General features: G+C 72.4%; 14 protein-coding genes. 8 read left to right on the top strand and 6 right to left on the bottom strand.

The window, feature by feature from the left end:
* Positions 1-20 precede the first annotated feature (20 nt).
* Complete coding sequence (locus HN013_RS32735) at positions 21-719, bottom strand: hypothetical protein (RefSeq protein ID WP_249374747.1); 699 nt, start codon at positions 717-719, stop codon at positions 21-23.
* A gap of 226 nt (positions 720-945) precedes the next feature.
* Between HN013_RS32735 and HN013_RS05395 the strand changes: the two genes are divergently transcribed.
* The 7 genes from HN013_RS05395 (at position 946) to HN013_RS05425 (ending at position 10,055) form a co-directional block, all read left to right on the top strand.
* Complete coding sequence (locus HN013_RS05395; protein WP_171163509.1) at positions 946-1,944, top strand: serine protease; 999 nt, start codon at positions 946-948, stop codon at positions 1,942-1,944.
* A 273-nt stretch (positions 1,945-2,217) separates the two neighbouring features.
* Positions 2,218-3,744 (top strand): M28 family metallopeptidase, encoded by a 1,527-nt coding sequence (locus HN013_RS05400; RefSeq protein WP_312018502.1) that lies wholly within the window; start codon positions 2,218-2,220, stop codon positions 3,742-3,744.
* A 427-nt stretch (positions 3,745-4,171) separates the two neighbouring features.
* Positions 4,172-4,321 (top strand): hypothetical protein, encoded by a 150-nt coding sequence (locus HN013_RS05405; RefSeq protein WP_171163511.1) that lies wholly within the window; start codon positions 4,172-4,174, stop codon positions 4,319-4,321.
* Between the two features lie 105 nt (positions 4,322-4,426).
* Positions 4,427-6,874 carry a DUF4135 domain-containing protein gene (locus HN013_RS05410; RefSeq protein ID WP_171163513.1) on the top strand — a complete coding sequence of 816 codons (2,448 nt, stop codon included), beginning with the start codon at positions 4,427-4,429 and terminating at the stop codon, positions 6,872-6,874.
* Positions 6,871-8,064 (top strand): hypothetical protein, encoded by a 1,194-nt coding sequence (locus tag HN013_RS05415; protein ID WP_171163515.1) that lies wholly within the window; start codon positions 6,871-6,873, stop codon positions 8,062-8,064. Before HN013_RS05410 ends, HN013_RS05415 begins: the two co-directional genes overlap by 4 nt.
* The gene (locus tag HN013_RS05420; RefSeq protein WP_171163517.1) at positions 8,061-9,338 is read left to right on the top strand and encodes a cupin; all 1,278 of its coding nucleotides are present in this window, start codon (positions 8,061-8,063) and stop codon (positions 9,336-9,338) included. Before HN013_RS05415 ends, HN013_RS05420 begins: the two co-directional genes overlap by 4 nt.
* Before the next feature lie 144 nt (positions 9,339-9,482).
* Positions 9,483-10,055 (top strand): GNAT family N-acetyltransferase, encoded by a 573-nt coding sequence (locus HN013_RS05425; protein ID WP_171163519.1) that lies wholly within the window; start codon positions 9,483-9,485, stop codon positions 10,053-10,055.
* Positions 10,056-10,141: 86 nt separating this feature from the next.
* Here the strand turns inward: HN013_RS05425 and HN013_RS05430 are convergent, their stop codons facing one another.
* A complete protein-coding gene (locus HN013_RS05430) occupies positions 10,142-11,713 on the bottom strand; it encodes an acyl-CoA dehydrogenase family protein (RefSeq protein WP_171163521.1) in 1,572 nt (523 codons plus the stop codon).
* A 98-nt stretch (positions 11,714-11,811) separates the two neighbouring features.
* Entirely contained in the window at positions 11,812-19,359 is a 7,548-nt protein-coding gene (locus tag HN013_RS05435) for a type I polyketide synthase (RefSeq protein WP_171163523.1), read from the bottom strand.
* Between the two features lie 224 nt (positions 19,360-19,583).
* Here HN013_RS05435 and HN013_RS05440 point away from each other — a divergent pair, with 224 nt between their 5' ends.
* Entirely contained in the window at positions 19,584-20,207 is a 624-nt protein-coding gene (locus tag HN013_RS05440) for a hypothetical protein (RefSeq protein WP_171163525.1), read from the top strand.
* A 21-nt stretch (positions 20,208-20,228) separates the two neighbouring features.
* Here the strand turns inward: HN013_RS05440 and HN013_RS05445 are convergent, their stop codons facing one another.
* The 3 genes from HN013_RS05445 to HN013_RS05455 form a co-directional block, all read right to left on the bottom strand.
* On the bottom strand, positions 20,229-20,375 hold the full coding sequence (locus tag HN013_RS05445; protein ID WP_171163527.1) for a hypothetical protein: 147 nt from the start codon (positions 20,373-20,375) through the stop codon (positions 20,229-20,231).
* Positions 20,372-21,151, bottom strand: a complete 780-nt coding sequence (locus tag HN013_RS05450; RefSeq protein ID WP_212763987.1) for a hypothetical protein — start codon at positions 21,149-21,151, stop codon at positions 20,372-20,374. The genes HN013_RS05445 and HN013_RS05450 overlap by 4 nt, the downstream gene beginning before the upstream one ends.
* A 244-nt stretch (positions 21,152-21,395) precedes the next feature.
* Complete coding sequence (locus HN013_RS05455) at positions 21,396-22,355, bottom strand: DUF1152 domain-containing protein (protein WP_171163529.1); 960 nt, start codon at positions 22,353-22,355, stop codon at positions 21,396-21,398.
* Positions 22,356-22,420: the final 65 nt, after the last annotated feature.

A 22,420-nucleotide genomic window follows, 5' to 3' on the forward strand; every position in this document is an offset into this window, starting at 1 on the left:
CCTGATCCGGCCCTCCGGCCCTACACCTGCTCCTGGCAGACTCTGATCCGGGCGGGCTTGAAGGTACGGATGGTTGTCCAGGCCGCCCGCCCGCTCAGCCCTCGGGCCCACTCGTCGAGATCGTCGCCCGCGCCGTGGAAGAACCACGAGTCGAAGCTGCCCAGAGCCTGCAGGGCTGGTGCGAATCCGTATTGAAGCTCGCACTCAACCTGGACGAAGTGGTCGTGATCGCCTTGGCCGTCCGTGACCTGGAACTGCCGGGTGAGGCTCAGCGTGAACGCCGCAGGGCCGTTGAACGAATAGATCCCGTACTGGAACAGAAGGCCATCGGCATCCGGTGCGCCCGAGACGTCGAACAGCCGTCGGCCGAACCGGAGATAGGCAGACCAGGCATCCTCCGTGTCCAGGTCGGCAAGCCCCCGCCCCCCGGCCTCCAGTTCGCTCTCGAGCAGCCCCACGGCCTCGTCCATCGACGGTCTTCGCATCATGCCCGCTCTCCTCGTCCACCACAGCGGGCTCAGCGTACTCAACCGGCGGACCTTCCCGGTCACAGCACCAGGGATCCGGGCGCAGCCCCAGCGCAGCGCTGTGCAGAACGAGTCCGGCTTCCGGCGCGTCAACTCCGGCGGTTTCGCCTGGAGATCGGAGGACATCGCCTCACCGAGCACGAAGGCGCCCACCACCAACTCAGGCATCAAGGAGTCGTGGTCATCGTCCATGCCTCGCGCGCCGGGCTCGGCGACCCGCACCCCCGCCCGTCGAACGAATCGCCCGGCCGCCGCCCGGACTTGACTTGACGCGCCCCTGTCAATCAGGGCTCACCCGTGGCACTCTTTCCGACGCACGTCGAAACCGCACCACTCGTCTGCCCGGCCCGCACCCCCACGGCCCGGCCCCCACACGGCCCGCGCGCCCCGCGCGCCGGCCTTGGCAGAAGGAGTACGCGTGAGACGCCACCCCCGCACGACCGCCACCGCCGCAGGCGCGCTGCTGGCCGCCTGCTCGCTGGCCGTTCCCGGCCTCGCGGCCGGCGCGGCCGACGCGGCGCCGCCGCCGGTCGCCGAGCGCACCGCAGCCGCCACGGCGGAGGCGCGGCAGCGGACCGCCGACTTCTGGACGCCGGAACGGATGCGGTCGGCCACCCCGCTCGACGTCACCGTGGACCGGATCGCGGCGCCGTCCGCCCCCGCGCCGGGCGGACGGCACACCACCGTCGCGCCGACGGCCGCAGGTACGGGACGGGCCTCGGCCGACGTCCGCTCGTTCCCGCAGGCGGGCGGCCCCTGGACGGGGGGCGGGGCGGTGGTCAAGACGTCCGGCCGGGTGTTCTTCACCATGCAGGGACGCACGGCCTCCTGCTCCGGGGACGCCGTGACCAGCGGCAACCGCAGCACGGTGATCACAGCGGGCCACTGCGTCAAGTACCAGGGCAACTGGCACACCAACTGGACGTTCGCGCCCGGCTACCACGACGGTCAGGCCCCGTACGGCACGTGGGCGGCGGCGAAGACGCTCTCCACCCCGCAGTGGACGGCGAGCGAGGACATGAACTTCGACATCGGCGCCGCCGTCGTGGGCCCGCTCGACGGGAAGCGGCTCACGGACGTCGTCGGCGGCCAGGGACTGGACTTCAACGGCGGCTACAACAAGCGCATGTACTCCTTCGGCTTCCCGGCGGCCTCGCCGTACGACGGCAGCAAGCTCATCCACTGCAGCGGCAACGCCACGAAGGACTTCCTGCTCACCAAGGACCACGGACTGGGCTGCAACATGACCGGCGGGTCGAGCGGCGGCCCGTGGTTCACCTCGTTCGACGAGGCCACCGGCACCGGGCTCCAGGCGTCGGTGAACAGCTTCGGCTACACCTTCCTGCCGAACACGATGTTCGGGCCGTACTTCGGTGACGAGGCCAAGGCGCTGTACAACCAGGCGCAGGCGGGCTGAGTCCCGGGCGCGGGCCGTGCACGCCGCCCACCCGGCGACGGCACGGCCCCCGCACGTCCGGCATGGCCACCATGGCCACCATGGCCGACATGCACGGTGTAACCGGCGTGGCCGATACGCCCGGCGTGACCGGCGTGACCGGCGTGTGGCGATCTTGTGTCGGGACCCGGCGAGGGCTCCCGCGAGACCGGTAACGGTCCCTAAGGTCCGTACCACTGCGCTCACCGCACCGGGAGCGCCACCACCCCCCGCAGACCTTCCGAGAGGACCCCCGTGCGTCTCCACCGACCCCGCGGCCGCCGGGCTCTGACCGCCCTGATATCCACCGCCGTCGCCGCCCCCGTGCTGCTCGGCGCCGCCCCCGCCGACGCCAGGACCGCCGACGCCAGGACCGCCGACGGACCGGCCCGGCAGCACCAACGGGCCGAACGGCTCGCGAAGAAGCTGGAGCGCGACGCGTCGGCCAAGGGCGCCTACCGCCACCTCAAGGCGTTCCAGCGCATCGCCGACGCCCACGGCGGCAACCGCGCCGCGGGCACGCCCGGGCACGAGGCGTCGGCCGCGTACGTGTACCGGCTGCTGAAGCGGGCCGGCTACCGGGTCGCGTACCAGGAGTTCGACATCTGGCAGGCGAAGACCCTCACCGAGAAGCTGTCCGTCCTCTCCCCCGACGCCCGGGACCTGAAGGTCTCGGCGGCCGAGTTCTCCCCGTCCACCCCGCAGGGCGGCCTCCGGGCGCCCCTCGCCCTCGCCCGGGTGGACGAGACCCCCGGCTGCACGCCCGACGACTACGCCTCCGACACGTTCACCGGGCGGATCGCGCTGATCAAGCGCGGCGGCTGCACCTTCGCCGAGAAGCAGAAGGCCGCCGCGCAGGCGGGCGCCGTCGGCGCGATCATCTACAACGGCGCCGCGAGCGGCGTGGTCAGACCCTCGTTCGACAGCCCGGCCGACGGCAAGGTGCCGACCGCGGGCATCTCCCGGGCGGACGGCGAGGCACTGGCCGCCGCGGCGGGCAAGGGCGAGGTCCGGGTCGCCCTGGACGTCCAGCAGCAGCACACCAAGCAGCCGACCCGCAACGTGATCGCCGAGACCCGCGGCGGCGACCCGCGCCACGTGGTCGCCCTCGGCAGCCACCTCGACTCCGTCCCCGAGGGGCCCGGCATCAACGACAACGGCTCCGGCTCCGCCGGCCTGCTGGAGGTCGCCCTCAAGCTCGCCGACCGCACCCGCCGGACCGGCGAACAGCCCACCAACAAGGTCCGGTTCGCCTGGTGGTCGGGCGAGGAACTGGGCCTCCTGGGCTCCAGGCACTACGTGGCCCGGCTCCCCGAGGCCGAGCGCAAGAAGATCGCCCTCTACCTCAACTTCGACATGATCGCCTCCCCCAACCCCGCCCAGCTCGTCTACGACGGCGACGACTCCGACCACAAGGGCTCAGGCCCCGGCCCCCAGGGCTCTGCCCAGATCGAGCAGCTCATCACCACCTACCTCGACCGCAAGGGCAAGCCCCACGAGGGCACCGACTTCGACGGCCGCTCCGACTACGGCCCCTTCATCGCCACCGGCATCCCCGCAGGCGGCACCTTCACCGGCGCCGAGGGCATCAAGTCCCCCGCACAGGCCGAGAAGTTCGGCGGCCGGGCCGGCGCCCCGTACGACCCGAACTACCACGCCAAGGGCGACGACCTGAACAACCTCGACCTGGCGGCGTTCGACACCAACATCGACGTCATCGCCCACGCGGTGGGCACGTACGCGCACGACCTGAGCTCACTGGGCGGCGCCACACGGCCCTGACCAGGACGGCTCGTCCCGGGACCCGGGACGAGCTTCTCCGGATCGCACGGCAATGGACGAGCCGGGAACAACGGCAGAGGACGGAAAGTCCCCATTTCGCTACCCGACAAGCCTCGAAAAACCGACCAACCTGACGGAATATCCGATTCCGAGCGGCTTTCCGAAGGCATTCAAACGGAGGAATTCCGCACCGATTTCTCCCCGGCACACTCCGATCGGGACAACCCATGCATGATTGCGGCACAGTGCACCTCAAGGAGACCATATGCACCATGCCTCAACCGATACCGATGGCTTCTCAGCTCTTGACATCGCCGATCATTGCCCATGACAGTGATCGCGCAGCACTCGCCATGCAAATACCGGCGGGCCATGGAGCACTGAAGTGGATTTCCTGCATCCCGCCCGGAACGGAAGGAAAGCAATCGTGAGCACCCAGCTGACCGACATGCCCAAGGCCGACGAGGCATTCGACCTCGTGGTCGGAAACCTGGAGGTCGAAATGCCGGCCGACGAGGCCGCCCAGTTCCCGGGCAACAACCCGTCCTGCATCCCGCGCTACGGGTACTGCGCGTAAACAGGCCAGCCGTCGCGGCCCCCGGCCGCGGCCGTTTCGCGCGTCCGGCCGGACCCGTCCACCACGAGTTCGGCCGGACGCGCCACAGCAGGAGGTCCGCCCACCATGCCGGTATCCGGCCCCACGGCTCCTGCCCTGTCGCGTGAGGTCCTGGACCCCGTTACACGGCTCGTGCTCCACGTCCGCGACGAGGGCGCGTGCGGCATGTTCCCTCCGGTCGCCGCCCCCGGCCCACAGGGCCTGCTGGCACACGACCGTGACCTGCGCGGCGTCGACGACGCCCAGGCACTCGAACGCACCCTGGCACACGAGGAGTTCAACCCCTTCGTGGAAGCTCTGTGCGACCTGGACGCGTGGTGTGCGCGAACCGCTCCCGACACGGACCGACTGCTGGCACCCGGCGTGCTGGCGGTGACGAACACGGCACTGTTCGGCCCACCGCTGGCGGAGATCTTCGAGGCGTGCCGGCTCGCTCCGGCCGCCGTCGCACGACACCTGGCCACCATACGCACCGCACAATGGATCGCGTTCCTCGGCCGGTTCCTGGAACGACTCGACCGCGACCTGTCCGCACTGCGACCGGACACACCCGCCCCGCTCGGGCCGGTCACCGGTCTGTGGGCCCACGGCGACGAGACCCACAACGGCGGTCGCCGCGTGCTCCGTCTGACCTTCGCCGACGGGGGCAGCGTCGCCTACAAGGACCGTCCGGCCGGCGGCGAAGCACTGTTCCTTGCCGCGAGAAGGCCGGGCAACTCTGGCCCGGCCTCAGTGTTCGACCTGCTCAACGGCCTGCCGCCGGCCTCCGGACCAACACGTCTGCCCGTTTTCTCCGTACAGAGCCGCCGGGACGCGTCGGGCCCCTACAGCTGGCAGGAGTGGGTCGAACCACCCAAAACCCAGGGCGTGTTGCGTGAAGAGGGCGGCCGCCGGATCACCGGCACCGTCCTCACCCTCGAGCACGCGCACCGTTTCTGGCGCGACGCGGGAGCGCTGGCCGCCACCACCTTTGGCCTGGGAGTGGTCGACCTGAACGCGGACAACGTCCTGTCCGGCCGACGCCGCGGACGCGATGAGGGGCCGCTCGCATATCCGGTGGACCTGGAGGTGTTCTTCGCCGACGTACGGCGACTGCACCACACGGGACTCACCGGTGATGGAAGGATCGCCGGCACCCACCACGTGGGCTTCGAGAACGAACCTCGCTGGTGCGGACACGGCGGACCGGCACTGGTCTGGCACCCCCGACCGGACGGCAGCCTGGAACTGATTCCGTACGACCGGCCGTTCACCCGGACGAGCACCCGGTCGGTAGTCGGGGACACGGCGGGCCGGACGGGCTACGGACCTCATCTGGCCACGCTGATGCGAGGCATGTTCGACGCGTGGACGCTGTTGTGCCGACATCGCGCCGCCGTCCTGGAACACCTCGCGGAGCATGCCCCCACCACCTATGTGCGGATCATTCCCCGGCCTACCGGGGAGTACCACGACGCGCTCGTCACACGCCTGCGCGGCGACACCGACGAATGCGACTTCTCCCCTGCGGAACTGCGGCAGCTGGACCGGTGGGACATCCCCTACTTCTTCCGGACCGCGGACGGCGGTCCACTGCTCACAGTGGACGGTCCGGCACCGGAAATGGCCGAGTCCGGGTTCCCTCCCGTCGACGCCGTACGGCACGGTGAGCGCCTGACCCTCGCAGGGCTGGGCGCGGCCCTGCGGGACGCGGCTGAGGGGGTCTTCGACGATGTACCGGAACTCACCGTGCGGGACACCGGGGCCGGGGTCTCCCTGCGGCTGGACTCCCCGCTCGACGGCCATGTCTCCTTCGACTGGCCCGAGACCGGCCGCCGGATCACCTACCTGTGGAACGCCACGACGCTGCGGCTGCGCGTCGAGGATCTCGGGCAACCGCCCGCCCCCGTACCCGAGGCCCCGGCCGGCGGGGTACGCCGACGGCTGCTCCGACTGAACGAAACGGACACGGCTCTGCGCACCCCGTGGGCCGTCCAGGGCTTCGCGGACGACATCGCGGGCGCGAGGCTGGAGCAGCTGACCGAGGCCGGTCTGTCCTGGCTCCGCACGGTCGTCGCCGAGCACGGCTGGCCCGGGCGGTCCCTCGTCGGCACCGTCGCCGCCGGTGCCGCCTGCCGACTGCTCCAGCACACGACCAGTGATCTCGATTTCCGACGGCACTGCCTGGAACTGGTGCGGGCCGCCGCCGGCATCGGGGACGTGCCGTGGCGCGACGTGGCCTACCTGACCGACACAATCCGCCTCGCGGAGGGCCGCCCCCAGGTGTACGGGACCAAGTTCGACCGCGTCGACGGACGGCTGCGGCCGTTCCCGATGGAGGACCCCGAGGCGGTGGACAAGCGCCGGGCGGCCCTGGGCATGGAACCGCTGAAACAGTACGCCCGACGGCTGTGCGCACTGTTCCCCGATCCCGCCGACATCCCCCGTTCCCCCGCCGCACACGGCACCTCGCGCCCCACCGACCATCCGGAGGCCCGCCCCGCGGCCTCCCCGCACACCATGGAGACGTCGTGACCGTCGCCGACTGGGCATCGTCGGTGGAGAGGGCCTGGGACAAGGAGCCGGTGGTCCTTCCCGCTCCGTCGCCGCTCGACCCGCACGAGGTGTTCCCCCTGCTGGTGGACCGGGCCGATCCGTTCCGCGCCGGTACCCGGATCGATTCCCGTTCCCCCGTCCGGTTCCGCACCACACGGGGCAGACTCGCCGCTCCCGGCGGCCTGCTGCCCACCGCCGAGGACACCGACCTGGACAGCTACGCAAACCGCCTGCACAAGGCCGGTGCGGCACCCGGCTGGCTGCTGACCGTCGACAATCCCTTCGAGCACTCGTTCGCGGCTTGGTCCCGGCTCCGGGACCGGATGAGCGAACTGTGGCGCAGAATCGGCTGGCCGAGTGTCCCGGTGGCGGTCGAGCTGGCCATGGGCCACGCCTATGAACGACCGCCCGTTCCGGAGCCCGATCACGCGGTGTTCACCTGGGTGCTGCGCGGCCGTCTCCACGCCTGGACGGACGGATCGGACACGGCGGCCGGTGGGGACGAACTTCATGCCGGTGCGGGTGACTTCATCTACTGGCCCGCCGGACGGAGGGTCGCCGAGACCTACGCGGACCGTTGCGCGCTCCTGCGGGTTCTGGTGCCGTCGGACCCGCGAGCCGCCTTCACCGTTGTGCGCGACGCCGTGCGGAACGCCGTCCGGCCGGGTGAGTCCGCGCATCCGCTGCCCTACCTGCCCTTCCCTTGCGGAAGCGCGTCCGGCAGATCCGGCTCCGTTGCCACGCCCACGGCCGCACCGATACTGGAGATCGCCGATGCGGTCGGACGAGCCCTTACAGCCCCGGAGTTCGCCAGGTCCCTGCGCCACGGTTGGGCCGCCCGCCGCTCAGCTGCCGGACTCGAACCCGTACCCGCCCCCGGCCCTGTCTCGGACCTGGACTACGGGCAGCGCTTCCGGGTCACCGCCGAGATCGTGACGATGCCGGACGGGCCGGCCGACGCGGTGTGGGCAGTCAACGGTCACCTCCTGCCCGTCGGTGGAGCCGCCGCGGCCCGGGTCCTGGCCGCCCTGCCGCCCGGGGGCGAGACGGAAGCGAGTGAAGTCTGCCGGAGCACGGGTGCCGGTGCACGTCACGACGGTGTGCTGCGCCTGCTGCGCTCCCTGCACCGGCTCCGGGGCATCGAGGTACTGGAGGGTTCGCGGGCATGACACGATCGATCGACACCATCCCCCTGGACTGGGATCTCTTCGTAGAACGGTACTGGGACCGCGAACCCGTCCGGATCCGCCCCGGGGGTGAAGTCCCGTTTGTCGCCGACGAGGTGTTCGACGCCCTCGTCGCCGCGACCCGGCCGTCGGCCACCGGCACCCTGCCGCTCAACACCCGCATCGGCATCGGCCGGGATCTGCCCGAGACACCGGGGGACTTGCTCCCGACGACCACCGACGGCTCGCTGGACGCCTATGCCCGGCGCATGGAACAGCACCTTGAAGGGCGGCCCTACGCGCTCACGGTCGGCACCTTCCACGTGTTCCACCACCCGCAGTGGGCCCGCCAGCGTGCCTTCTACGCCGGATTGTGGGATCGCGTCGGCCTGCCGCTGAACCCCGCAATCACCAGTCTGTTCCACGGGAGCTACGAGCACAGCCCGGCCGGTGTGCACCGCGACCGGTTCGCGACCTTCATGTTCGCTCTTGAAGGCCGCAAACGCATGCGGTTCTGGCCGTCCTGCCCCTGGCCGGGGAACACCACGACCGTGCTCGACTACGAGCCCTACCTGGAGAGTTCCTTCAGCGTCGAGATCGAGCCGGGCGAGTTGCTGTACTGGCCATCGAGCTACTACCACGTCGGCGAAAGCGACCTCAACACCGGCGGGCGCGGCCCGGGAGCCGCCACGAGCGTCAACGTCGGCGTCCCGCGTGACGTGGACCGGAGCCACTTCGACGTCATGGACTTCTTCCATGACCCCAGGCACGAGACGCTGCTCAGTACCGCCCCGGACCTTACCCCGCTGCCGCGCGTCGAGGGGCCGGTGATGTCCGTCGCCGGGCCGGCGCTTGCCGAGGAACTGCCGCCCGCACTCGCCCAGGCGCTGGGCGCCTTCCGGACGGAAACGGAGGAGCACCGGATCCGTGAGCGGACGGGCGTGCTGTCGCTGCGCCGCTTCACGTCCGGCGGATTCCATCCTGTTCCGCCGCCGGCCGCGCCGCGCCCGCTGGACGGGAGCACTCAAGTGGTGCGAGTGGAGCCGGTCCTGTGGACCAACACTGGCACCGCACGACTCTGTGGTGCGGCCGGTCACACGGCACTGACCTCACTCGCCCCGGACCACCTCACCCATCTCCTGGCCGCCCTGCACTCCGGCCCGGTGCCCGTCATGGCGGTGGTGGCCACAGTGCCTCCCGAGGAGCGGGGGGAGGCACTCCGACTCCTGGAGGAGCTGGAATCGTTCCGCGCGATCGCGCGAAGCGGCGGTTCCTGACGGCGGTGGCTGTGCTCGCCCGGCCCGGGCGAGCACGGCCCATCCCTGCACCGCGCGGCCTCGGCTCGGCCTCACCCCGGCGACCTCGCAGGTCCGTGAGAAAGGAGAGGGAGATTCCGCCCCGCCGAGGTCTAGCCTCCGCACATGCATCCGATCACCGTCACCGGCCCCCGCCTCCGGCTCCGCGAACTCCGCCGTCGGGACCTGAACGCCCTCCACGCCGTCCAGGGCCATGCCGACGTCGCGCAGCACATGAAGGGCCGGCCACAGACCCGCGACGAGGTCGCGGGCTCGGTCTCCCGCGCGACGGCCCAAGCGGGCGCGGAACCGCGCGTGGTTTATATGCTCGGCGTGGTCCGCTCGGCAGACGGGCAGTTGATCGGGCGGGCCGACCTGGACCTGGATCCGTTCTCCGAGCGGGCGGGGACCATCGGCTTCATGCTCCGCCCGGACACCTGGGGAGCCGGTCTGGGGACCGAGACGGTCCACCTGCTGTGTGCCCTCGGCTTCCGGCAGCTGGGGCTGCACCGGATCTGGGCCACCCGGTCGCCGTCCAACACGGCTTGCGGGAAGACGTTGCTGAAGGCGGGGCTGGCCGAGGAGGGCCGGATACGGGAGCAGTTCTTCGTGGACGGAGCGTGGCGGGACTCGGTCGTGCACGCGGTGCTGGAGCGGGAGTGGCGGGCGCCGGAGGGGTTTTCGGTCCGGCCGCGGTGAAGTCGGAGCCCGCCGTCGGTCGTCCGGGGCAGCCTGGACGCCGGGACCACGCGCGCCGCGCCACTCGATGGGGACGTCGGGCCCGGTCAGGCTCTCGGGACGACGCCCAGCAGGGGATCCAGGACCGTCCGCTCCCCGGGCAAGGACTGTTCGAGGTCGCCGATCCGGTCGCTGTAGGCGGCCACGGTGGAGGTGAGCTCCTCGGGCGGCATCACGGCGACCGTGCGCGGCCCGCCGCCTGAGCGGACGTCACGCAGCGCCTGCGCGAATCGCGCCTCCGCGACCGCGGCGGCGTGCGGGCCGGACGGCGGGCGGGCCCGTACCGCCGCCACCGCGAAGGCCCAGGCCAGTGCCGGTCCGGCCAGGGCACGCTGCCGGTCGTGGTCGGTGGCGGGGCCGGCCGCGAGGGCTTCGGCGAGGCGGGCCGCCACTTGCTCGTCGGCGATGAGCGCCGCGATGCGCTCCGGCTGGGTCAGGGCGCGGGTGCCGAGGAAGTCCAGGAGGGCTTCGGTCGCTCCTTCGAAGATCCGGTACACCCGGACGTCCCGGTACAGCCGGGCGGCGGGGTTCGCCTCGTCGTAGCCGCGCCCACCGAGCAGTTGGAGGAGCCGGTCGGCGGCCTGTCCGAGCCATTCGCTGGTCATGACCTTGGCCGCGGTCACCGATTCCAGGGCGACCGGGCGGCCCTGGTCGAGCTGTTCCGCAAGCCCGTACACCAGTGACTCGCCGATCGCCGTGTACGCGCACATCTCCCCCAGTGCCTCCCGGGTGACCGTCCGCTCGCACAGGCGCCGGCCCGCGAGTGTTCGGCGGGTGGAGAAGCGCAGTGCCAGTTGCAGGACGCGTCTGGTCGCACCCAGGGCGGCCGCGGCGAGGGCGAAGCGGGTCATCGCCATGGAGTCGACGGCGACCTGGATGCCCTCTCCCTCGCCGAGCAGGAGGGACCGGTCGAGCGCCACGGTGTCGAAGGTCAGTCCGCTCTGCACCATGCCCCGCAGCCCGAGCGACAGGTGCTCCTCGCCGAAGCGCACGCCGGGGACGTCCAGGGGAACGGCGAAGGCCACCAGCCGGGCCGGGGCGTCCTGTTCGTCGACGAGCCGGCAGAGGATGGTGGCCACCGAGGCCCAGGAGCCGTTGCCGACCCAGTATTTGTGGCCGCTGAGTGTCCACCCGTGCGGGGCCGGCCGGGCCCGGGTGGTGATCCGGGTGAAGTCGCTGCCCGTCTCCGGCTCGGTCTGCCCGTACGCCCCCAGCAGCCTCCCGGAGGCCAGCCCGGTCAGCCATCCGGCCTTCAGCTCCGGTGTACCCCACGCCGACAGCGCCCGGGTGCCGGGGAACACCGAGGTCAAGTGCCAGGTGCCGAGGCCGACATCGATGGCCGCCAGTTGCTCCAGCACACGGGCGATGTCGGCGAAACGCAGGGCCTGCCCTCCGTACTCCTCCTCGATCAGCAGCCCGAACAGTCCGGCGTTGCCGAAGTCCAGGGCGATGTACGGGGGGATGCACCGGCGTTCGTCGATGAGCAGGGAATTGACGCGCCGTCCGGCGTAGTCGCGCAGCCATGCGATCTGGGCGTCGGCGCGGCCACGGCTGTCCTCGGCGGATGCCGTGCGGATTCGGGCGGTCAGGGCCCAGGGTGACGGGGCGAGGCGTTCCATGGGTCCATTAGGGCGGTGGACCGGGGGAAAGTCCTGGCTCACACGCTGCCGGGTACCCCGATCGGCCAGGAGGCCGGACCGCCGGCCGGGCCATCGGGTCAGGTGGGTGCCGGGACGGCGTCGGCACGGCGGGCGAGGACCCGTTCGGCGAGTGCGGTGAGGCCGGTGCCTCCCAGCAGTTCCATGGTGGGAATCGCGCAGCCGAAGCGGCGTTGCACCAGTGCGGTGAGTTCCGCGGCCATGAGGGAGTCGACGCCGAGCTGTTCGAGGGTCCGCCGCCGGTCGATGCGGGCGGCGTCCGTCTGCAGGACCCCGGCCAGCAGTTCGACCAGCGCGTCCGTCACGCCCTCCGGGTCGCGGGGCACTTCGGTGGGCGACACGTCCGGGGGCCCGCCCGTCTCGGCGGGCAGCAAGGGGGCGGTACGCGGAGCGGACAGGCCGTGCAGGATGCGCCCGGCCCGTCCCCAGTCGAAGCGGCAGACCGCCACGACGTCCGCGCCCGGGTCCGCCATCAGCTCGTCCAGCGCACTCAGCGCCTCGTTCACGGACAGGTCGCCCGCGGAGAACGGGGTGACCACCGACCCCGTCTGCCGCACGCGGTGCGCGTGGCCCGTTCCCGCGATGACTCCCCACTGCACGGCCAGCCCCGGCAGTCCGGTACGACGGCGTTCGCGGACCAGGGCCTCCAGAGCGAGGTTTCCGGCCACGTAGGGAGCCTGGTGCACATTGCCCAGGACTACCGCCGCCGAGCTGTGGACGACGAAGAAGTCGAGATCACGGTGGCGGGTGAGGTCGTCCAGCACATGCCCCGCGGTCATCTTGGCGGTCAGAACCGCCCTGACCCGGTCGTCGGGGAGGTCCCGCAGCGGGGCGTCGTCCAGCACCATCGCGGCATGCACGACCCCGGCCAGCCGACGGCCCGAGGCGTCGATGCCGTCCATCACCGCGCGCATGGCGGCGAGGTCGGCCGCGTCCACCGCGTGGACGGTGACGTCGACGCCCTGCCGTTCCAGGTCGGCCAGCAGGTCCGGGGCCTCCGGCGTACGGGCGCCCCGGCGGCCGACCAGGGTCAGGTGGCGGGCCCCGCGGGCCGCCAGGTGCGCGGCCGTCGCCGCGCCGAACCCGCCGAGGCCGCCGGTGACGAGGTAGGTGGCCCGCGCGTCCAGCGCCCTCGGAGCGGCCGGACGGACGGGCGGTACGGGCAGCAGGGGCGGTACGGGCTCGTCCAGGGTGATCACCAGCTTCCCCGTGTGCCGGGAGTGCTGGAGACAGGTGAACGCCTCCTGGACCCGGCCGGCCGGGTAGGTGCGGTGCGGCAGCGGCCGGTGGACGCCGTGGTGGAGCGCCTCCCGGATCGCCGCGAGGTGGCCGTCGGCCAGTGCGCTGGGCCGGTGGCACCACGGGAGGATGTCGACGCCGAAGAACGACAGGGCGCGGTCGAAGGCTCCCAGGGGCAGCGGGTTGTCCTCCAGGAAGTCCCGCTTGCCCAGTTCGACGAACCGGCCCTCGGGCCTGAGCAGGTCCAGGCCGCGGACCATCGCCTCGCCGGCCAGGGAGTTGAGCAGCACGTCGACGCCCTCGCCGCCGGTGAGGTCACGGACCTGCTCGACGAAGCCCAGCCCGCGTGAGGGGAGGACATGTTCGACGCCGAGCAGGTGCAACAGGTCACGCTTGGCCCGGCTGCCCGCCGTGGCGATCACCCGGGCGCCCACGTGCTGGGCGTACTGGACGGCGGCCAGGCCCACCCCGCCCGCACCACCGTGCACCAGCACGGTCTCCCCCGCGCCGAGCCGTGCGAGGTGCCCCAGCCCGTGCCGGACGGTCAGGAAGGCGGCCGGGACGGTGGCGGCCTCGGCGAAGCTCATGTGCTCGGGAATCTCCACGGCCCGGTCGGCCCGCCCCCGTACATGGGAGGCGAGGCAGCCGGTGGCCAGTCCCATCACCCGGTCGCCCGGGGCCGGGGTACGCACCCCGGGCCCCACGGCGGTCACGGTACCGGCGTACTCCAGCCCGAGCGTGGTGGTGGGCAGCGGAATCAGGGCGGTGGCGGTCAGTACGTCACGGTAGTTCAGGCCGACCGCCGCGACCCTGACGACGATCTCGCCGGGACCGGGCACCGGCAGCTCGCCGGGACGCCAGTCGAGGCGGTACCGCGTTCCGGGGTCGGCCAGGGTCAGCACGGAGGGGGTGACGGGCTGCCCGGCGCCCGGGGAGCGGCGCCGGAACGGGACGAGGCGGGAGACGAACCGGCCGTCCGGGGTGAGCAGTACCTCGTCCTCGTCGGCGCCGACGCCGACGCCGACGCCGGCATCGGCATCGGCATCGGCATCGGCATCGGCCAGGATCTCCGTCGCGAGGTGCCCGGCTGTCGGACCGGCGCAGTCGGCCCCGGTCAGCGCGACCTTGCGCACGCGCAGGCCCGGATGCTCGTTGGCCAGGCTCCGGGCCGCGCCCCACAGGGCCGCGCCGGTGCCGGCGGGGGGCGGGCACCGCCCGTCGAACACGGCGCCGCAGGTGATCAGCCACAGGGTGACCCGGCGGCCGGGGGGCAGGCGGCCGGCGGCGACCGCGACGGCGCGCAGCACGGCCAGACCGTGGACCGCCTCCTCGGTGCGCTCCGCCGGAGCGGTGGCACGGTCCGGCCCGGTCAGCAGCACCACATCGACAGGGCCGGAACCCGGCCCGAACCGTTCCGCCCAGCGGTCCGGATCCGTGTCGGCCACCGCGGCCCGCACCGCGGCCGCGGTGGTGCGGGCGCGCAGGGTGGACATCAGGGGGCCGCCTTCCGCCGTGCCGAGGGGCGTGACCAGCAGGTGCCGTCGCTCCTCATGGGTGGTCGGCACAGGGTGCGCGGTGCGTGCGGAGCGGGGCCGACGGGCCGTCAGGAGGGCGGAGTAGTCGCCGCGGGCGGGTTCGTCGGGGTGCGACACCTGGACGGTCCCGGTGAAGCCGCAGTGTTCGAGCAGGGGCGGCCAGGCGTCGCGGGCGAGCAGCGGGCCGTCGGGGCGCAGGGCGGTGTCCGTGGCGTGCCAGTACGAGTCCATCAGCCCGAATGTGAAGGCCAGCAGGGGGTTGTCGTGGGATTCGAGGGCCAGCAGGTGGCCGTTGTCGGCGAGCAGACGGCCGACGTGACCGAGGGTGCGGGTCAGGTCGTGGGTGGCGTGCAGGACGTTCGAGGCGATCACCAGGTCGAACGCTCCGTCGGTGAAGCCCTGCTCGCCCGGGTCGGTCTCCAGGTCGAGGCGGCGGTAGTCGATGTGGGGGAAGTCCCGGAAGCGGGCGCGCGCCTGGGGGAAGAACGCCGTGGAGGTGTCGGTGTAGGTGTAGTGGGCCTGGACGGTGGGGAGTTCGGGGAGGATCAGCGCTGTGGTGCTCCCTGTGCCGGCGCCGACCTCCAGGACGCGCAGCGGGCGGTCGGCGGGCAGGCCGGTGACCAGGGCGCGCACCAGCAGTCGCGCGATCCGGCTGTTGTGGAGGGCGCCGCAGTTGGCGTCGTAGTAGCGCGCGGCCTGTGAGTCCGGGCCGGACAGCAGCAGTTCCAGCGGGTCCTGTGTGCCGCGGAGTACGGCGGTCAGGTGGCGGCCGCACACCCCGTAGGTGTGGAACGTGGAGATCTCGCCCGGCACGTCACGCACCGCGTCCCGGAACACGCGCTGCGGATCGGGGCGGACGGCGAGTCTCCAGCCGGTGTCGGTGGCGGCGAGCACGCCGCGGTCCGCGGCGGCGGTGATCAGGGTGCGCAGCAGTCGCACGTGGCGGGGCAGCGCGCCGGCCAGGAGCAGGTCCTCGACGGTGAACTCCGCCCGGCCGGGGAGCAGTTCCCGTACCGCTGCGGCGGTGAAGTGCGCGGACAGTTGCTGTGCCCAGCGCCGGACCCGGGCGTAGGGGTGGCTGCCCCGGTGCTCGGGGAGCGCGGTCAGGTCGTGGGCGCACGAGGCGAGGACGTCGGCCGGCGCCGGCAGCGGGGAGGGGGAAGAGGGCGCGCCCGGCAGGGGCGCGGCGCGCAGCACTTCGGTCAGCCGGGGCGCGGCGGCCGTGCGGTGGGCGTCGAACCGGCGGGCCCGGGCGCCGAGCAGTTCCAGGGCGACCGTGCCCTGCTCGTCGGCCACCGTCACGTCCCAGGCCGGGCGGCCGGCGGGCGTGGTGCGGACGCTCACCCTCACCGTCCCGGTGGCCGGGAGCGGCCGCCAGCACCGTACTGCCTCGAAGTCGGTGGGCAGGAAGGCCGCTTCCTCGTCCCCTTCCTCGCTCCCGGCGGCCATGAGGAGCGGCAGGGCCGCTTGCAGGGCCCCGTCGAGGACGGCCGGATGGACCTCGTGCGGGGTGTCGGCGTCGAGGGTGGCGGCGTAGTGGGCGAGCACTTCGCCGTCCCCTGGGTGCAGCCGGGTCAGGATCCGGAGGGCCGGTCCGTAGTGCATGCCCGCCCGGGCACAGGCCGCGTAGTGGTCGTCCGCGGTGAGGGTGTTGTCCGGGCGGTCGGTGGCCGCCGCCGGGCCGGGAGCGGGCGGGTGGTCGCGCAGCAGCTTGCGGATCCGGCAGCGGGCGTGGGTCACCCACTCGTCGTCCCGGCTCCGTCTGCCGGACACCGTGAACTCCCCGTCCCTCGACAGGGCGCAGTGCAGCCGTAGTCCGGACGCCGGGTCGTCGGACGCCGGATCGGCGGACACCGGATCGGCGGACACCGGATCGGCGGACACCGGATCGGCGGACGGTACGGTCAGCGGTCGGAGGATGCTGACGCCCGTCGCCTCGACGGGCCCTTCGAAGAGCGTGCGTGCGGCGGCGAGGGCCAGGGCCACGTACGCGGCGGCGGGCATCACGAGCGCGTCGCCGATCCTGTGGTCGGTCAGCCAGGCCGGCCGGTCGGGTCCGATGGTCCGCTGCCAGGCCGGCCGGGCCGTCGGCTGCCGTGCGCCGAGCAGGGGGTGGGGTGCGGCCGGGTCCTCGGCGGCGGCGCCCTCCCGCCACCATGCGGGGCTGCCGTTCCAGTGGCGCTCGCGCTGCCAGGGGTAGGACGGCGCGGTCGTCACCCGGCCCGGGGAGGGGAAGCAGGCGGTCCAGTCCGTGGCGGCACCGGCCGCCAGCAGGTGGGCCTGTGCGGTGTCGAGCGCGTCGTGGCCGGCCGCCGTGCGGCGCATCGTGGGCACGACGGCCACCGGGCCCCCCGCGGCGGTCGCGGCGGACCGGAGGTAGGAGTCGAGCACCGGGTGCGGGCCGATCTGTACGAGCACGTCGCAGCCCTCGGGTCCGGTCAGTGCCGTGACGGCGGACGCGAACCGGACCGGCTCCCGGAGGTTGCGCCACCAGTGGTCGGCGTCCAGGGTGTGGCCGTCCACCCTGCCACCGGTGACGGTGGAGATCATGGTCAGGTGTTCCTCGTGCGGCGTGAGGCCGGACAGACCGTCCTTGAGGACGGTGTGCACGGCGTCCATGGCCGGGCTGTGGAAGGCGTAGTCCAGCACCAGGTCGCGGAAGAACACCCCCTGTCCGGTGAGGTGTTCGCCGAGCATGGCGAGCGCGGGGCCGTCACCCGCCACCGTCACATCGTGGTCACTGTTGATCCCGGCGATGACGACCCGGCCCGACCAGCGGGCATCGGCCAGCAGGCGCCCGGCCTCGGGAGCGCCGAGGCCCACCGCGGCCATACGGCCCGAACCCGCCGTACGGGCCTGAGCCTTCCCGCGCTCGACGACGACCCGGCAGGCGGCGGCCAGGTCCAGGGCGCCCGAGCAGTAGGCCGCCGCCACTTCACCGACGCTGTGGCCGGCCACCGCCGAAGGCCTGATCCCGCGGGCGGCCAGGGCGCCGACCAGCCCGGCCTGGACGGCGAAGAGCAGCGGCTGGGCCACGTCCGTCCGCCGCCAGTGCCCGGGGTCGCCGGGCCGGGCCAGTTCCTCCAGCACCGACCAGCCCAGCCCGGGCGTCAGCTCGTCGTCCACGGCCGCGACCGCCGCCGCGAACGCCGGCTCTTCGGCGAGCAGTTGACGTCCCATTCCGTGCCACTGCGCGCCGTTTCCGCAGAACACGAAGGCCACGCGACCCCGTTCGACCGCTGTCGCCGACGCCGCGCCGTCGGCCGTACCGCCGTCCGCCAGCGCCCGCAGCGCCCCGGCCGCGGAGCCGGCGTCCTCGGCCAGTACCACCGTGCGGTGCTCGTGGAGCGTACGGCGGCGGCAGGCGGTGAACGCGAGGTCGTGGAACTCGGCCGGTTCGGCCCGGCCGAGGCGGTCCGCCCAGGCGCGGGCCGCCTCGGTCAGCGCCCCGGCCGTGCGCGCGGAGACCAGGACCGGTGTGCGGGTGCCGGCCGGCGGGGCGGGGCGAACCTCCTCCGCCGGCTCGTCCGGCCGGGGGGCCGCGGCGGCGAGTACGGCGTGGACGTTGGCTCCCCCGAAACCGAAGGAGTTGACCCCCACCACCCGTCGGCCCTGCCCGGCCAGCGGCCGGGCCTCGGTCACCGGTTCCAGGCCCAGCCCCGCGAAGTCGATCGCCTCGCTCAGGGGCTGTGCGTGGAGCGTCGCGGGGATCCGTTGCTCCCGCAGCACGAGCACGGCCTTGAGGAGCCCGGCCAGGCCGGCCGCCGCTTCCAAGTGCCCCAGATTGGACTTCACCGACCCGATGGGCAGCGCGGACCCGCCGCGGCGGCCCAGCACGCGGCCGAGGGCCTCGCATTCGAGCGGGTCGCCCGCCGGCGTGCCCGTCCCGTGCGCCTCGACGTAGGCCACCTCTTCCGGGGAGATGCCCGCTTGCGCGTACACCTGCCGCAACAGGTCCGCCTGGGCCAGCGGGTTCGGCAGCGACAGACCGGTGGTACGGCCGTCGGAGTTGGCCCCGCTGGCGACGATGACGGCATGCACCCGGTCGCCGTCGGCGAGCGCGGCTCCCAGTGGCTTGAGCACCACCACGCCTGCTCCCTCGGCCCTCACGAAACCGTCCGCCAGGGCCGAGAACGGCCGGCACCGGCCGCCGGTCGAGAGCATCGACGCCTGCGAGAATCCCACGAATCCACCGGGCCCCAGCAGCAGGTTCACCCCGCCGACCAGCGCCAGGCCGCCGCTCCGCGCGCGGAGCATCGCACACGCCTGGTGCACCGCCATCAGCGCGGAGGAGCAGGCGGTGTCCACCGCCAGGGACGGGCCCCGCAGGTCGAGGAAGTGCGAGACGCGGTTGGCGGTGTTGGCCACCGCACTGCCGCTCATGCTGTACGCGTTGGCCGTGGACAGCCGGCGCAGTTGGAGATCGAAGTAGTCGCGGGTGGAGGCCCCCACCACCACGGCCGTGTCGCTGCCCGCCAGCGTGGCGGCGTCGATGCCCGCGTCGTCGAGTGCCTCCACCGCGCACTCCAGCAGCAGCCGCTGCTGCGGGTCGACCCGCGCGGCCTCCTTCGGGGACATCCCGAAGTAGTCGGCGTCGAAGAGGGCCAGGTCGTCGGCGAGGAAGCCGCCCGCGGCCGTGTACGACGCGCCCGGCCGGGCCCCGCCCGTCGGGTCGGTGCCGGTGAAGGACGCCGCGTCGAATCGCTCCGGGGGAACCGTCCCCACCAGGTCGCGTCCCGCGGCCAGCGCGTCCCACAGGGCGTCGAGCGAACGGATCCCGCCGGGCAGCCGGCACCCCGCTCCCACCACGGCGACAGCGTCGGGCTCAGACATGGACGGCTCCCTTCCGGTCGCCCCCCGCTGCACAGAATCCGCCGGGCGGCCGGCGACCGCATCCATGACAGGGGCATTCGGGCTCCGGGCCGTCACCTGGGCGGAGGGCACATCACCCACTCGGCCGACCTCGATTGCGGAGGCTCCCCGGGCCGACAACAGTGCTGAGGGAAGAGCGACGCCAGCTGACATCACCCCGGCCCGCGGGAAAGGTCCACAACATCATGCGTATATCCCGTACCGTCGTGGCCGTCCTCGGCGCGGCGGCGCTCGCGGCGGCCGCCATCACCGTCCAGTCCGCGCACGCCCACGCCCCCGTCACGCTGAACGTGCTCCAGGCCAGTGGGGAATGCAGTGTCTCCTGGAAGAATCCGGGGCTGACCCTCAAGGCCACCGACCCGGGACACGACTCCTCCTCGTACGCACTGACGAACGGTGCGGGAACCGTCACCATCGACCTCGGCCAGGCCGCCGACCCCGTCGCCCTGGCCCAGAGCGTCAGCGTCGGGGGCTCCTTCAGCGGAGGCTTCACCCTCACCGACGCGTCCGGGCGCTCCCTCACCGTCTCCGACGGTCAGGGGACGCTCCCCACCGGAGGCGCCACCTACCTCGTCAAGACACCGGCCGCTCCGGCCGGGACCCGCCTCCCCGTCTACACGTACGAGTCGCCCGCCGTTCTGGTGCCGCAGGTCTCCTCCGTGCTCCCTCCCAAGGTCGGCGTGGAAGTCCCCGAGGTGAAGGTCGCCGTCGCCCCCGAGTTCGCCCAGGCGGTCAACGACACCTTCGGCCCGGGCACGGTGGCCGACGGCACGCCGTTCGGCACGTGTACGGCGACCATCACCACCTGAGGGGGCGCGGGTCCCGTCACGTCAGCGCAGTGCCACCGCCCGTTCCTCCGCGTCGAGTTCGTCGGGCGGCATGTCAGGGCGGCGGCAGCTGCGTCCGGCCTGTTCCATCAGGCCGAGCCGGTGTTCCGGGACATCGGGCGTTTCCGCCCGGGCCGCGGTTCGCCTCACTGCTTCTTGTTGTTCTCCTCCTGCGCGGGCGGGGTGTCGTTCGTGCCCGGAGTGGGCTTGCCCGGAGCGTCGTGGGGAGCCTTGTCGTGGTTCGGGACCTCCACCTTGGTCGGGGAGAGGAACACCTTCCCGTTCTGCGCGCCGCACGACGCCTTTTCGGCATCGGTCATCGGCCGGGTCTTGATGATCACAGCACTCTTGACGCCGTCCGTGTCATTGGGTGCCGGGCTGGTGACGGTGTCGTCCCAGTACCAGTTGTAGTGGCTCCAGTGCGTGTGCTTGTACCAGAGATCCCACCTGCCCTTGACCTGCTGCATGACCTGGGCCCGGGAAATCCAGCCGACCTCACCGGGCTTGACGGTCATGCCCATGCTTCCGCCGTCCGAATGCTCCGTGGTCCACGAGTGCCCGTACTTCGCGGTGACACTGAGGTCGACCAGTCCGGCTATCTTTCCGCCGGCCGTGATCGAGACCTCCGCCGAGTCGGTCGTCCCCACCTTGTCGGACCAGTTCAGACCCTGGGTGGCATCGGAGGTGCTGCAGTTGTAGAGCGTGTCCGACACCTGGTGGAAATCGCCCAGGTACGCCTTCTGGATCTCCGGGTTGGTGAAATTGCAGCTGCTGACGTCGGCGCCGCTGGCGCAGTCGGCCATGACATCGGCCACGGTGGGGCCGCCAACGGCCGAGGCGGGGAGGGTGGCGGCGCCCACCGCCGCGGCCGTGGCCCCGGCCACGAGCAGAACGCGCCCCGTCTTTCCCATGCGGAAGTTCGCCATATCGTCACCTCTGACCTTTCATCTCGCACGGAATGTGCGGTTCCTTTTTCCGTACGGCCCACAATGCTGCGGACACCGACGAGAGGAACACCAAAATCCGGCAAAGGTGAGGCGGAGTGACCTGATTCACCGATCCGTACGGTTCTGTCGAGGTTTTCTTCAGGAGAATAGAATTCTTCTACATATATGGACGCCCGATCGTGGGCCAGTCCTGGAAATCCCCCGCGGGCAGCGCTTCGGAGCACTAGTGGGGGAAACTGCGCGGCGGCCGGGTCACAATCGTTTCGCGGAATGCGGCGATTCGGGAGTGAACCTGGCGCATCAGGTGGGTGTCCTCGATCCGGTCGAGATAGAGGCAGCGGGCCGCCAGGCCGGGCAGGTCGAAGGCGAAGCAGAGGGACATGAGCGGGTTGACGAAGAGCTCGCTGCCGCGGGTGCGGTCGGTGAACCGGACGTCGCCGAACGAGCCGCGGACCGCCGCGGCGATGGAACCGTTCACGATGCTGGGGTGGTCCGGGGTGTGCTCCTGGGCGTGTTCCACCGCGTCGAGGTAGAGCGCGCCCTCGCGGGTGGCGCGCGGTATGGAGAACGCGCCGAGGTACGCGCCGTCGCGTTCCAGGGCGGCGATGTTCTCCAGCACCTGCACATGGTTGACGCCGTGGTACGCGTCCACGCCGAAGCCGACCGACACCACGAGCCGGGTCGGGATGTCGTCCAGACCGGCCAGCGCGGCCACGCCGGCCAGGTCCTCCTCCGGGGTGCCGAGGCCGGCCTCGTCGCCGCGCATCAGGATGTCCGTGCCGCCGTCGACCAGCACCACCGCGTCGACGCGGTGGAGTTCGACCAGCGCCCGGTAGGCGGCGCGCAGCGGGCGCACCCCGGTCCGGGGGAAGGCGTACACGGTGGAGGGGTAGCCGTGCCCGTGCAGCCACTGGGCGAGGGTGCGCTCGGGGAAGTAGCTCTGGTGGAGGCCGGATTCGGGGGTGACGGCGACCAGGTCGGGTGCGGCCCAGTCGTCGGAGGGAAGGCCTTCGAGGGCGCTGAACGAGAGGTTGGCGAGCCGGACCTCCTTGCCCTGGTGGAGGAGGGAGAGGGCCAGCGGCAGGCCGGAGTAGATGTCGAAGCCGCCGCCGGCGCCCGCGACGAGGATCCGTTCGGCGTCGGCGAGCCGGGCGAAGAGCGGGTTGGTGTGGAGTGACGTCATGGTGATCATTGTGCGGGGAAGCCGGAACCGGGCTGGTGAATTCCGGTATGGCTGTACGGCGTTGA

Source organism: Streptomyces sp. I05A-00742 (assembly GCF_013055795.1).
In the GTDB taxonomy this organism is placed as follows: domain Bacteria; phylum Actinomycetota; class Actinomycetes; order Streptomycetales; family Streptomycetaceae; genus Streptomyces.